The 12802-nt window shown below is 58.7% G+C and carries 12 protein-coding genes; 9 read left to right on the forward strand and 3 right to left on the reverse strand.

Features of this window, described 5'->3' with window-relative positions; genetic code table 11:
* The 5 genes from EOA28_RS09515 to EOA28_RS09535 all read left to right on the forward strand — a co-directional run.
* On the forward strand, positions 1–707 hold a 707-nt coding region (locus EOA28_RS09515), incomplete at its 5' end, for an ABC transporter permease (RefSeq protein WP_128314835.1).
* 145 nt (positions 708–852) lie between these two features.
* Positions 853–1461, forward strand: a complete 609-nt coding sequence (locus EOA28_RS09520) for an ABC transporter ATP-binding protein (RefSeq protein WP_189341987.1) — start codon at positions 853–855, stop codon at positions 1459–1461.
* On the forward strand, positions 1461–2939 hold the full coding sequence (locus tag EOA28_RS09525; RefSeq protein ID WP_127250094.1) for a hypothetical protein: 1479 nt from the start codon (positions 1461–1463) through the stop codon (positions 2937–2939). The genes EOA28_RS09520 and EOA28_RS09525 overlap by 1 nt, the downstream gene beginning before the upstream one ends.
* Positions 2940–2999: 60 nt before the next feature.
* Positions 3000–3695 (forward strand): sulfotransferase domain-containing protein, encoded by a 696-nt coding sequence (locus EOA28_RS09530; protein ID WP_127250095.1) that lies wholly within the window; start codon positions 3000–3002, stop codon positions 3693–3695.
* A gap of 21 nt (positions 3696–3716) precedes the next feature.
* Positions 3717–4481, forward strand: a complete 765-nt coding sequence (locus tag EOA28_RS09535; RefSeq protein WP_127250096.1) for a sulfotransferase domain-containing protein — start codon at positions 3717–3719, stop codon at positions 4479–4481.
* A gap of 14 nt (positions 4482–4495) precedes the next feature.
* Here the strand turns inward: EOA28_RS09535 and EOA28_RS09540 are convergent, their stop codons facing one another.
* Complete coding sequence (locus EOA28_RS09540) at positions 4496–5383, reverse strand: class I SAM-dependent methyltransferase (RefSeq protein WP_127250097.1); 888 nt, start codon at positions 5381–5383, stop codon at positions 4496–4498.
* 292 nt (positions 5384–5675) lie between these two features.
* On the opposite strand from EOA28_RS09540, the gene EOA28_RS09545 reads away from it, so the two are divergent.
* The 3 genes from EOA28_RS09545 to EOA28_RS09555 all read left to right on the forward strand — a co-directional run bounded on the left by EOA28_RS09545 (position 5676) and on the right by EOA28_RS09555 (position 9206).
* Positions 5676–7667, forward strand: coding sequence for a nucleoside-diphosphate sugar epimerase/dehydratase (locus tag EOA28_RS09545; RefSeq protein ID WP_245463221.1), 1992 nt, complete (start codon positions 5676–5678; stop codon positions 7665–7667).
* A gap of 87 nt (positions 7668–7754) precedes the next feature.
* Positions 7755–8666 carry a glycosyltransferase family 2 protein gene (locus tag EOA28_RS09550; protein WP_245501502.1) on the forward strand — a complete coding sequence of 304 codons (912 nt, stop codon included), beginning with the start codon at positions 7755–7757 and terminating at the stop codon, positions 8664–8666.
* A 3-nt stretch (positions 8667–8669) separates the two neighbouring features.
* The gene (locus EOA28_RS09555) at positions 8670–9206 is read left to right on the forward strand and encodes a sugar transferase (protein ID WP_281060895.1); all 537 of its coding nucleotides are present in this window, start codon (positions 8670–8672) and stop codon (positions 9204–9206) included.
* A gap of 59 nt (positions 9207–9265) precedes the next feature.
* Here the strand turns inward: EOA28_RS09555 and EOA28_RS09560 are convergent, their stop codons facing one another.
* Both EOA28_RS09560 and EOA28_RS09565 read right to left on the reverse strand, forming a co-directional pair.
* The gene (locus tag EOA28_RS09560; protein ID WP_128314836.1) at positions 9266–10192 is read right to left on the reverse strand and encodes an NAD-dependent epimerase/dehydratase family protein; all 927 of its coding nucleotides are present in this window, start codon (positions 10190–10192) and stop codon (positions 9266–9268) included.
* Positions 10189–11481, reverse strand: a complete 1293-nt coding sequence (locus EOA28_RS09565; RefSeq protein WP_128314837.1) for an O-antigen ligase family protein — start codon at positions 11479–11481, stop codon at positions 10189–10191. The genes EOA28_RS09560 and EOA28_RS09565 overlap by 4 nt, the downstream gene beginning before the upstream one ends.
* Positions 11482–11869: 388 nt before the next feature.
* On the opposite strand from EOA28_RS09565, the gene cysD reads away from it, so the two are divergent.
* Positions 11870–12802, forward strand: a 933-nt coding sequence (gene cysD, locus EOA28_RS09570; RefSeq protein ID WP_128314838.1) for a sulfate adenylyltransferase subunit CysD, incomplete at its 3' end; no start/stop codon positions are given.

Below are 12802 nucleotides of genomic sequence, written 5' to 3' on the forward strand. Positions count from 1 at the left end.
ACATAAAGCTTCGTTACCGAAACTCGACCTTCGGTCCACTTTGGATAACTTTGAATACAGCGATATTCGCTGCGTCGGTTGGCTTTCTTTATGCGGTTCTACTCAACCAGCCAATAAGAGAATATCTTCACCATTTGGCAACGAGCATAGTTCTTTGGCAATTTCTATCGGCAACTGTCGTCGAAGGCGCTGAGAGCGTAATTAACGCTCATGACTTAATTTTGAATACCAAAATGTCTCCTGCTTCTTGCATATTTAGATGTGTTACGAAGAACTTTATGATTCTTCTTCACAATCTTATAGTTGTTTTATTTACAATGTTAATAGCTTACCCAAATGTTGGATTAAATATTCCAATGTTCGTTATTGGTGTCGTATTGCTGATAGCTCACGCGACGTGGATATCTTCCATTGTATCGGTTATTTCGGTGAGGTTCAGGGACGTCCCGTTAATCACGGCATCGGCAATGCAGTTGCTTTTCATACTGTCGCCAATCCTTTGGACGGCGAAGGTTCTGCCCTCTGAATCGCTATTCCTGGTTCTCAATCCCATCACCTACATGATCGACGCTGCGCGCACGCCGATCCTGAACGGTGGCACAGACTACACAAGCGTGCTGGTTTCTGCCGCGATCGCTTTGCTGGGCAGCCTCGCCGCATACGCGCTTTATCGCAGAACTCAGCACCGAATTCCGTATTGGCTCTGAGCCACGAGCTGCGATCAATTGGAATCCAATGTCACAACCATCGATCCAACTAACTGACGTATCTGTTCGAATCCCAATCTGGTCCGCTCCGGCTAACCGGTCGCTCAAGCAGGCAGCGCTCAGATTTACGACCGGCGGTCGTCTCTTGGCGGGCGATTCCGGTCGGTTCGAGGTGGCTGCGCTCGACGGCGTTTCGCTAGACCTTCAACCCGGCACGAGATTGGGTCTGTGCGGACACAATGGCGCCGGCAAGACGACTTTGCTGCGAGTTTTGGCTGGTATTCTGAAGCCCACAAGTGGGACTGCCGCGATAACGGGAGATACGGCTGTTTTGATAAAGCCGTCGATGGGCCTTTCTCCAGAGCTTACCGGACGAGAATTTATTCGGCTTCAAAGCCTCATGGCTGGAATATCGCCAAGGGAGGTGGAACAACAGATCGATTCTATCATCGATTTTTCAGAGCTAGGGGACTTCATTGATCTCCCGGTTCGAACATACTCCGCAGGTATGCAAACACGATTGTCATTCTCAGCTGTTACTGCCTACCCCACTGACATTGTGCTGCTAGACGAAGGACTAGGGACAGGCGACGAATCTTTTCAGAAAAAAGCGCGCGAGCGGATGGATCATTGGCTCAACAATGCGGCAATCATCGTTCTGGCGTCTCATTCCGACGCCTTGATCCGCTCCATGTGTCACTCGGCGGTGTATCTCGAAAAAGGTCGAATCATGAGGGAGGAGATTTTCAGCTAATGCGTCGACAGGTAATTGCAGCGCTCGCAGGTGCGGGGTCGATGTTGTTCGGGCATCAGGAGTTGAAGCAATCCTATCACAAGGTCTTCGATCCGAACATCAAGCTACAGAGCTATAAGAGTCGGCTCGCGTATCTTTGCCTCTTCGCGGCTCACCGCTTGGGGCTGCTTGCGGATTTGCAATCCTCTTATCTTGCGGGCCTCCCGCTGATTCCGGCGATCGCACCTCCGAACCACGTTTATGATCGCGATTTCCTCAATCTGCGCCTGAACCGTGTCTATGACCTGCCTGACGTGGAGATTGACAAACGTCGGCCGCAGACTATCAACGTTCTCGTTCCAGCGTTCGATTTCAAATCGATCTCAGCAGGCTTCTTTGGCGTCTTTCAGATGGCGCTGTTCCTGCGCAAAACAGGTGTGAACGTTCGCCTTGTTCTGTTCGATAACTTCTACTTTAACCTTCCTGAATTCAAAGAAAAGGTTCTGAAGTATCCAGGAATGGAAAGGATTTTCGATGAACTTGAGGTTGAGTATATAGGTGAGAGGAGGGAGCCTCTTCGCGTCTCCGAATATGATAGCGCAGTTGCAACGGTATGGTACTCGGCCTACTTTGCGCAAAAAATTAACTTGGCTATTGGAAAGGATAAATTTATATATTTGATACAAGACTACGAGGCGTTGTTTTATCCGGCAAATAGCTTGCACGCGATTGCTGATCGAACGTATGAAATGAATTATCACGCTATATTTTCGAGCGAGAGCCTAATGAGATTCTTTGTCGAGAATGACGTCGGTGGCATCAAGTCTCGAAATATGTCATATACGTTCTTCAATAACGCCTGTTCTGCTAATCTACTGCCAAAGGAAATTTTTATTCACCGCAATCGGTCAAAAGAGAAAAAGAAGATCGTCTTTTATTCTCGCCCGGTTGTGGACCGGAATATGTTCGAATTGACGGCATTGGCTCTCTCAACGGCCTTCAGGTCCGGTATATTCGATCCCGACGAGTGGGATTGTGTCGGCATGGGTCTTGGTGAGGGGGTTGTCGAACTCCTTCCTGGCGTTCGCTCGGTTTCACTGCCTAGAATGGATTTAACCACCTATATCGAGGAAGTTGCCAGCTTCGATATCTGCCTTACTTTGATGGCTTCGCCTCATCCGAGCATGATCCCCATGGATTTGGCGGCATCGGGTTGTGTTGTCGTGACGAACACCTTCAAGACCAAGACCGAAAGCTACCTGCAGAGTCTGAGCGGAAACATAATTCCAGCGGCGCCGGGACTAGGCGAAATCGTTGCGGCGCTGGAGTTGGCGAAATTCAAAAGCCTCGATCTGGAGGAGCGCTATCGGCTCGCCAAGACGATGAGGTATCCGCGGAACTGGGATCAATCGCTCACTTCAAGACACTTGAACTTCCTCAAGCGCCACGTGCGCGCTATGGCGAGCGAGAAGCTAGCCGGCGAGCGGAAGACCGCCTAGTGTACGCACTTGGTCGCGCTATTCTCGCCGGCAGACAGTCAAACAGTAGAAGCGGTCAACATGGTCACATCACATAGGGCGATCAGCCTTGAGCCTCCTAATGCCGAAAGAACTTTGATAGTGGTGGGTTGTGGGCGAGGCGGAACCAGTTTGGTTGCTGGCGCAGCCATCATCCTGGGCGTGCCCATGGGTGCGGACAGCGATTCCGTCAATCATGAGGACGTTGAACTCGTTAACGCTGCACAAGGTCGCGATGTACACGGCCGTCCAACGAGTCCTGTTGCGGATTCAGTGACTGAGAACCTTAGAAGGCTTATTCAGGAACGCAATGACTCGAACAGCCTTTGGGGCTGGAAGGATCCTTCGGCCGATCTTTATCTTGAAAAAGTATCGACAGAAGTAAGAAATCCGCTAGTAGTTTTTGTAAACAGAGATATGGCTGCAATAGCGCAGTCGGAATTCAACAAGATGCAATACTCGATCGAGCAGGCTTATGAGCAGGCTCTGCATCGGTTTAGCCGGTATTGGAGTTTATTGCAAAAGTTGCAATGGCCGACGTTGCTCGTGAGTTACGAACGAGCGGCACTGGATCCCGAAGCGCTGCTTTGTGAAATGGCCGATTTCATAGGGCTCGACCAGCCAACGAAACAACAGAGGGAGGCAGTAAAGCGGTTTGCCGCTACCCGAGACTATCAAGCGATACCTCAATCCTCGACAATTTTAGAGGCGCCGATCATACGCTCAGAGACGGCATAACGTTCTTGGTGAGGTTAATCCGTGCGCAATGGCCGTCTCGGTTTTGTGGTTGCAGGAGTTCAAAAGGCAGGAACGTCTGCTCTCTTCACCTATCTGACGCGCCACCCTAGTCTGCTGCCTCCGAGGCGCAAAGAAATTCACTTTTTTGATGACGAAACCGGTGTTGATTGGATTAGTCCCGACTACGAACGGCTTCACAGCTTCTTCCCGTCGGACGACAGTGAACGAATTGCGTTCGAGGCTACGCCAATCTCAATTTTTTGGCCGAATGCTTTGGAGCGCATCGCGGAGTACAATCCCGAAATTCAGATCATTCTGATTTTCCGTGACCCGATCGAGAGGGCTTGGTCGCACTGGCGAATGGAAATGTCCCGAGGCGCAGACAACGTTCCTTTTAGCTATGCCATTAGGAATGGCCGTGCTCGTCTCAACGGGTTCGCAAGGAATCATCCTGCGTGGAGGACGTATAGCTACGTGGAGCGAGGTCTCTACGGCGCTCAGATCAGCAACTTGCTTCGATTGTTCCACCCCAGTAAAGTTCTGCTACTGCGTTCCAATGACTTAAAACGCGACCCGGCTGGCGTCCTCGCTTTAATCGCGCGATTTCTACAGATATCCCCCTTTCCAATAAAAGAAGAGATAGCCGAGCATGTTGGCGGTGGTGCCTATGTTCCGCCGAGCAAGGAAGACATAGCTTATCTTAGAGATTTTTACCAGAACGATATGGAGTTATTCGTCGATACCGCTTGTGTTAACGTAGCCGATTGGCCTACATACTGGAGGTAAATTGCTCAAACCGCCTATGCGGGTTGTTGCGGTGCGCCAACCGCCTCGGATGCATATTCGACAGCTTGCTGCCGGGAAAGCGCTAAACGTTTGGTGTTGAAATCAGCGAGTGAAATTTGGATGGCTGGCGTCTTTCGTAACTGAACAATAAATTCTGAGCCGTGGCTCTCAACCAGGCTTGTGATCGATACGTCAAGCAGTCGCATGTAATTGAGTTCAAGGATGAGCAATTCAAAGGATGCTGGAGTGAAAAACCACGCGTGTGCGTCTATGTAGCGAGCGTCTAGGCTGGCGACGTCCTGCTGGTAAGACCGCCAAGCGTGGTCAAAATTTCCTGTGAAGGCGAGAGGTGCGGTGGATCCGGCCAGCCAGGAGCCCAGGCCGTTCCGGTTTACGGACAGAGCACGGGCCTCAAATAAGGTCTCTGGGGTGTGTCGTACCCGCTTCTCTCGATAAGCCGTGAGGACCTCCCGGATGCTGCTCGCAGGCTTAAAGAGATCAAAGCATTTGCGCATATCTGGGACGGCCAGTGAGATAACCCCGGTCTCTCGCAGAAGCCGCGAGACCTGCTGAAGGAAACTCAGAATATCGGGTGTGTGTTCTATAACGTGGCTTGCGATGAAATAGTCGTATCCCTCTGGCCTTCGGACCAAGGCCAGATCATCCAGCGGATCGCCTTGCCAAACAATGTCTACGTCTTCGATTTGGCTAACTTTGGCGCGAATTGCCTCAACGCTATGGTCTCTGGCTACAGACCGCAAAGCATCGCCGTCCTGGAAGTCTATAACAATTGTCTTCCAACCATCGAACTTTGGAGCAACGGGACTATAGAAGGGCCCGATCTCGATGCCGACCATATTTGTCTTATCAAGGTTTCGACGAAGCTCTTCAAACCGATCCAATGCTGGCCCTCCGATCAATTTTAGTTGAAGATAACATTGGCTTCAACCTTCGCTGAGAGACTATACGTCTAAACTTTGCCCTTAAGTAGGCGGGTCCCCTAAAAAACCTCTGGCTCTCCCGCCCGCTCCGCGCTAATGCGGTAGCCGGGTGACGGGGTTGGGGATTTGCAATCCAGAGTGGCGGCAGACGATGTTTTGTCCTGCGCGGTTCTGATAGCATGTCCCTACGCCTGGAGTTCAGTACTACCCAATGACCGCCTATGTAGAAGCCGTATCGGGACTCCGACCGAAGATGCGGCAGGCCATCATCATGATCCAGGACCTCGTCATGGTCCTGGTCGCGGTGGCGCTCAGCCTCATCCTGTCGCAGTCGCGGCTTTCTTTCGATGCGTTCTCCTTTGCCGGGCTGGTCTGCTGGGCGATCATCGTGCTTGCCGCCCATCTGTTGTTTCGCTCCTGCGGCCTCTACAACACCGTCTGGCGCTTTGCTTCCACGCCCGACTTCTTCAACATCCTCAAGGGCTGCGGCAGCCTCACGGTGGTCCTTTATCTGGCCTCGCTTGCCTTCCGCTTCTTCTTCCAGCCGGTCGCCGGCCTCAACGAACGCCAGTTCATCGTCTTTTTCCTGGTCTCCTTCACCATCATTTCGGCGCCCAGGCTTTACTACCGCTTTCTGCGCGACGGCGCGTCATGGCGCATCCTGCGCCGCGCTCCGGGCGACGCGCCGGTCAAGCAGGCGCTGTTCATCGGCCGGCTGAGCGAGGCGGACGTGATCGTGCGCTTCACCCGCACGGCGGTGCCGGCCGAATACGCCATAGCCGGCATCATGGCCACCGAGAGCGACGCGCCGCTCGGCACGCGGATCCAGGGCGTTCCGGTCGTGGCGCTCAGGCCGCGCCTGGTCGAGGTGCTGGAGGACTATGTCAAGGGCACGGAAAACCTCGATCTCCTGATCTTCGGCAATGGCGCCGAGCGCGACATCGAGGACTATGCCGAGCTGGTGCGCGTCGCCCGTCACAGCGGCATCGCCGTCGTCCAGTTCTCCGGCCTGTCGGAGCTGGGGCAGGGCGGCAGGCTGGTTCTCGATACCGTCGAGATGGAAACCATCATGCGCCGTTCGGCGGTTGCCACCGACACGACGCGCATCGGCGCCTTCGTCGCCGGCAAGCGGGTGATGGTCACCGGCGGCGCCGGCTCCATTGGTCGCGTGCTTGTCAAGCGCGCGCTGGAGCTGGGCGCCGAGTCGGTGCTGGTGGCCGACAATTCCGAATTCGGCATTTTCCAGCTCGACCAGCTGATCGACGAGAAGCACCGCGACCGGCTGACCAGCCGCATCGTCGACGTCACCGACCGGCCTCACATGATGCGTCTCGTCAGCGAGTTCAAACCCACGATCCTCTTTCATGCCGCGGCGCTGAAGCACGTGCCGCTGCTGGAAGAGAACTGGGAAGCGGCGATCGACACGAATGTCTTCGGCACGCTCGCCTGCGCCGAGATCGCCGCCGAATGCGGGGTGCCGCAGTTCCTGCTGATCTCCAGCGACAAGGCCGTCGCCCCGACTTCGGTGCTCGGCGTCACCAAGCGGGCGGCAGAGCAGATCGTCTCCTCGCTGCATGAGGCCCATGCCGCGCCATCATCCTTGCATGCCGCCGCGGCGAACGGTCATGGGGCCGGCCTCTCAAGCGCGCATCGTTCCGGCACCAAGTTCATCGCCGTGCGCTTCGGCAATGTCTTCGGCTCCAATGGCTCGGTGGCGACCATCTTCCAGGCGCAGATCGAGGCCGGCGGTCCAGTCACCATCACCGACCGGCGCATGACCCGCTATTTCATGACCGTGGCCGAGGCGGTCGATCTGGTCATCATGTCGGCCGCCGATGCCGAGCAGCGTCAGGGCGAGGACGATTACGCCATCTACATGCTCGACATGGGCAAGCCAGTGCCGATCCTCGAAGTCGCCGAGACCATGATCCGCATGGCCGGCAAGAGCCCCTACACCGACATTCCGATCCGCTTCACCGGCATCAGGCCCGGCGAGAAGCTGCACGAGACGCTGCATGGCGAGAATGAAGAGGTCGTCAAGCTCGACATCGCCAAGATCTTCGGCCTCAGGAGCGACGTCCTGCAATGGTCCAGGATCGAGGCCGCGCTGCCGGCGCTGGTGGCCGCGATGCACGATCGCGACAAGGCCGCGGCGCTTGCCGTCCTGGGCGGCTTATACCAGGCCGAGGCAGACCTCGGCGCGCACGGCCAGGCTGTGCCGAAAACGGCCGCACAGATCGGTTAGAGCAGTGCCACCCGCCCGAAATCGGCCGTTGAAGCCCGTTCGGATGCGCCCGCGGGTTCAGACACCGTGACCGCGAAAGATCAGCGGGTGGCCGTCCTCATGGGCACGAAGGATGGCGGGGCATTCATCGGCGAGCAATTGGAATCGCTTTTCGCGCAGTCCTGGCCCGCGGTCGATCTATGGGTTTCCGACGACGGCTCGACGGACGCCACGGTCGCAATGGTCGAGGCTTGGCGATCCCGCTGGAACAAGGGCTCCGTTACGCTGGTGGATGGCCCGCGAAAGGGTTTCGCCGCCAATTTCCGCTCGATGATCATCGATCCCCGCATCGATGCCGATTACTATGCCTTTTGCGACCAGGACGATGTCTGGGAGCCGGATCGGCTGGAGAGCGCCATCCGCTGGATGGAGGGAGAGGATAGCGACATGCCGCTCCTGTTCTGCTCGCGCACGGCGACCATTTCGGAGGCCGGCATCCCAGCAGGCTATTCGCCGCTGTTTCGCCGTCCGCCGTCTTTCCGCAACGCGCTGGTGCAAAGCATCGCCGGCGGCAACACCATGCTCTTCAACCGCAAGGCGCGCGACCTCCTGGCGAAAGCATCGGCAAGGACCGAATTCGTCAGCCATGACTGGTGGGCCTATCTCATCGTCACCGCCGCCGGCGGCAAGGTCCGCTACGAGCCGCGGCCGCTGGTCAGATACCGGCAGCACGCGGCGAACCTCGTCGGCGCCAATGTCTCGTGGGAGGCAAGGCTTTCACGGCTCGGACGGCTGTTCCAGGGCCAGTTCGCCACCTGGACCGACAGCAATCTCAGGGGCCTTGCCGTCAACCGCGACCTCATCGCGCCCGATCCCGCACTCTGCCTTCGCCTGTTCATCAGGGCGCGCAAGGGCAGCACCTTCAGGCGCTTCCGCCTGCTCGGCAAAAGCGGCGTCTACCGGCAGACATTGATGGGCACGCTCGGGCTCTACCTTGCTTTCCTTTCGCGCCGGATCTGAACCGTGACGGCAAAGCGGGTCTTTGATCTGGTTGTCGCGGCGGTGATGCTGGCGCTAACGTCGCCGATCGTGCTGGTCGCGATGCTGGCGATCCGGGCGACGTCGGCCGGCCCGGCCATCTTCTCGCAGACCCGCGTCGGCCGGGAAGGAACCCTCTTTTCCTGCTGCAAGCTGCGCACGATGCGTCGCGACACCCCCTCCTTGCCGACCCACCAGGCGCCGGCCAATTCGGTCACGGCGGTGGGCAAGGTGCTGCGCGCAACCAAGATCGACGAGTTGCCGCAGCTCTGGAACGTGCTCAAGGGCGAGATGAGCCTGGTGGGACCGCGTCCGTGCCTGCCGACGCAGACGGAACTGATCGAACGGCGCAAGCAGCTGGGCGTGCTCACAGCGCTTCCGGGCATAACCGGGCTGGCGCAGATCAAGGGGATCGACATGTCGGATCCAAAACGCTGCGCCGAGACCGACGCGGCCTACGTTCAAGCCGCCACGATTCGCCTGGATATCAGGATATTGCTGGGCACGTTCTACCGCGCCTAGAGCGTGACGCCGAAACGATGAAACGCTCCTGGTTTGGGCGGAAACCGTCTGCGCTGGAATTAACCCTGCCGCGCCAGGTCCTCGAGCCGGCCAAGAGTGTCGGCTTCCGGCATCCAGCCTTCCGAGGCCAGCAGCGACGAATCGCAGATCTGCGTCGCCACCAAAGCCTGCCACGACGCTTGTCGGCCACTGAGCGTCGCCAGCAGCCGGAACGGCCAGGCCGGCATGGGAATCAGCCGGGCTGGCCGGCCGTATCCGCGCCGGAACGCGGTGATGATTTCGGCCATAGCGACGGGCGAGGCATCGCCCAGCACATAGGTGGGGCGCGGCGGCGTCGGACGGGCCAGGAGATGCGTCACGGCGCCAGCCACCGCGTCATGCGAGACCAGCGAACGAACCGCGGTCAAGGCGGCTGCGGGCAGCGGCAGGCCGGTGGCTGCGAGACGCATCAGCCCGCGCAGATTTCCCTTCATGCCTTCGCCATAGACCGGCGGCAGCCGCAGCGCCGTCGCGCCCGCATGTCCGGCGGTCGCAAAAGCCTCCAGCATTGCGATTTCGCCTTCGCGCTTGGAACGCCCATAGGCGCATCGCGGGGCAGGGGGCGTGGCCGCGTCGATCGTGCCGCTGAAATCGGCCGCCACGACGGCGCGGATCGAGGAGAAATAAATGAAGCGCCCTTCGGCGCGCTTGGCGGCCGCCTGAGCGAGCCGCCCGGTCAGTGTCGCGTTGACAGCCCGCAAGTCGGCCTCGCCGGCGCCGCGATTATTGTTGAGTGCCGCGCAGTGGACGACATGCGTCACGTCGCGCATCAGCGCCAGATAGGCCTCCTGCGGCGCATCGGCGCCGGGCAGCGCGACGGCATCGTCATCCCCTGCCAGCCGCTGCGGCAGGCGCGAAGCGGTCCGTATGTCGAATCCGGCTTGGCGCAACCGGCCGACGACCCGGCGCCCAATGAAGCCTGTCGCGCCGGTGACCAGAACCTTCATGGTTGCCGGCTGGCGCCCGGCGCCACCGCAGGCGCGTCCTTGCCGGTCGGCGCCACCGTCCGCCCGGACGCAAGGTAGGTTCCGGAAACCAGGAACACCATCAGCGTCGCGTCGAGAATGTCGTGGCCGACGAGGATGCCGGCCATTCCGCCGATGAGATAGGTGATGACCGCGACAAGGACCATCGTCGCGCCGAACCGCTCCACCGGATCGACGCTGAGGCGCAGCGTCCTTGCCGCGTTCCATGCGGCAACGATGAAAATCGAGGCTAGCGCCAGCCCCCCGAGCAGCCCGGCCTCGACCATCGCGGTCAGGAAGCCGTTGTGAAAATGGCTGAAGCCCGCGCTCAGACCGAACTGCTCATGAAAACCCTGCTTCATCAGGGCGCGGCTGGCCGTGATGCCATGGCCGAAAATCGGCATCTCGCGAACCGCGGCAAGGCCGATCTCCCACATTGCCACGCGCAGGCCGAGCGCCGTCGAATGATCGCCATTGGCGTTCAGCGCATCCCAGTCGCTGACCAGGAAGTCGGCTCGATCCATGATGGCGCGAGAGCCGATGGCGGCGATCGCCAGGGCGACCACGACGCCGATCACCGCCAAGCGCGCCATGCTGGCGTTGGTGAACCGGCGGCGGTTGACGAGAAGCACGACGATGCCGGCAATCGGCACCGCCACCCAGATCATGCGTGAGCCCGAATAGACGATCGCAATCGCTCCGGCGATCGCCGCCAGGACCAGCAGCTTCCAGCGTTTCTCGATGCCTGACAGCGCGCCGGCGAGGCATAGCATGACGGCAAGGCAGGTAACGGTTGCGAAGACGATCGCGTTTCCGGCCCCGCCCTCGGCCCTCGTGCCCAGCCAGTGATATTGGACGATGGCGATCGCCAATGCGCCGAAACAGGCCGCGGCGCTGGCCAGAATGGCGATGCGTGCCAGCGCGGTCTTCTCGGTAATGCTCCAGGTCGAATAGGAGATCGGGAAAAGCAGGAAGGTGATCAGCGGCAGGAAGAACCGCAGATCGGCGGCCAGCGTGCCATTGACGATCGAAGCGAGAACCATGGCCGCGCAATAGGCGTAGATCGCCGCGGTCAAGGCGAGCATCGGCCCGTCGATGTTGAAGCGCCGCCGCTTCGCGGCCAGCAGCATTGCCGACCACACGCCGCCGGCATTGAAGGTGATGCTGACGAGCGAGCCGAGCACCGGCGGCGAAAAAAAGCAGACGATCGAGAAATAGAAATTGATCTGAGCGGGCGTGAGCTGGCGCCGGAGCTTTGTAAATGGGTTCAAATGCTTGCTTCGCAATTTCCAGGTTGCGCCCGGATCCGTGATGCCAGCTGATGGCTGGCTGGACGTACCCGTTTGCCGCGCCTTGCCCGTTCCCCGAGCCCATATAGCGGCTGGCGTCGTTCCGCGATAGGCCGGTTGACGATGTTCCGACAGAAATCCTTGGTTCGGAGCGGCCGCATCGGAACTTACGGTCCTCTCCTTGCTTTCGCGTTGCGCCCTGGCAGGATTTTCCGCTTTCTCGCCCTCGCTTGGAAAATTCGTTCCCTAATCATCGTGCGTCCGGCGCGTCCCGCATTGTTATGGACAGCGCCGATCTGTTAGAACGCCCGCACGAAACAGTTTGTCCGAAGTGAGATTTGCGCCCGGGCGGCATGGAATTGCGCCTGCAATGCAAGATTTCCGCTCGACGGCACGAGAGAACGCTCGACAGTCCATGAATATCGCGCTCACGCATCTGCAGCGGCTCGAGGCCGAATCCATCCACATCTTCCGTGAGGTTGCGGCCTCCTTCTCCAAGCCGGTGATGCTCTATTCGGTCGGCAAGGATTCCTCGGTGCTGATGCATCTGGCGATGAAGGCCTTCTATCCCGCCAAGCCGCCTTTCCCGTTCCTGCATGTCGACACCACCTGGAAGTTCCGCGAGATGATCGCTTTTCGCGACCAGATGGCGCAGAAGCTCGGCTTCGACCTCCTCGTCCATGTCAACGAGGATGGCGTGCGCGACGGCATCAATCCCTTCGACCATGGCTCCAACACCCACACCCATGTGATGAAGACAGTGGCGCTGCGCCAGGCGCTCGACAAATACGGTTTCGATGCGGCCTTCGGCGGCGCCCGCCGCGACGAGGAGAAGTCGCGCGCCAAGGAGCGCATCTTCTCCTTCCGCAACGCGCAGCATTCCTGGGACCCCAAGAACCAGCGGCCGGAAATGTGGAAGATCTTCAACACCCGCATCGCGCCGGGCGAGTCGATCCGCGTCTTTCCGCTGTCCAACTGGACCGAGCTCGACATCTGGCAGTACATCCTGCAGGAGAACATCCCGATCGTGCCGCTCTATTTCGCCAAGGAACGGCCGGTGGTCGAGCGCGATGGCATGCTGATCATGAAGGATGACGACCGCATGCAGCTGCGCCCCGGCGAGGCGATCGAGAACCGACTGGTGCGCTTCCGTACACTGGGTTGCTATCCGCTGACCGGCGCCATCGAATCGGAAGCCGACACGCTGGAGGCCATCGTTGGCGAGATGCTGACCGCCCGCACTTCCGAGCGCCAGGGCCGCCTCATCGACCGCGACGAGGCGGGCTCGATGGAAAAGAAGAAG

This window comes from Mesorhizobium sp. M2A.F.Ca.ET.067.02.1.1, from assembly GCF_004023285.1.
Taxonomy (GTDB): Bacteria; Pseudomonadota; Alphaproteobacteria; order Rhizobiales; family Rhizobiaceae; genus Mesorhizobium.